We start from the raw sequence: 285 nt of genomic DNA, 5'->3' as shown, positions 1-285 counted from the left end.
CTTCAGCGTCATGGGATGTCACGGCTGCCTGACATTGAAGGGGACAAACCGAAGCGTCAGCGCTTCAGACGCTACCCGATCGGGTTCTTCCACCTCGACATCGCCGCGGTCCAGACCGCTGAAGGCAAGCTGCATCTTTTCGTCGCCATAGACCGGACAAGCAAGTTCGCGGTGGTGCAACTCGCGGACAAGGCCAACAGAAGAACCGCCTGGGAGTTTCTCGAACATCTTCTGCGTGTCGTGCCCTACCGGATTCATACCATCCTGACCGACAATGGCATCCAG

The 285-nt window shown here is 57.9% G+C and carries 1 pseudogene; it reads left to right on the top strand.

What is annotated here, in order from left to right:
* Nucleotides 1-285: pseudogene (locus DY926_RS01020) on the top strand (IS481 family transposase); the annotation flags it as partial.

The sequence above is a fragment of the Komagataeibacter melaceti genome (assembly GCF_003403295.1).
Classification (GTDB): Bacteria; Pseudomonadota; Alphaproteobacteria; order Acetobacterales; family Acetobacteraceae; genus Komagataeibacter; species Komagataeibacter melaceti.
This window is presented reverse-complemented; position numbering and strand designations above follow the sequence as displayed.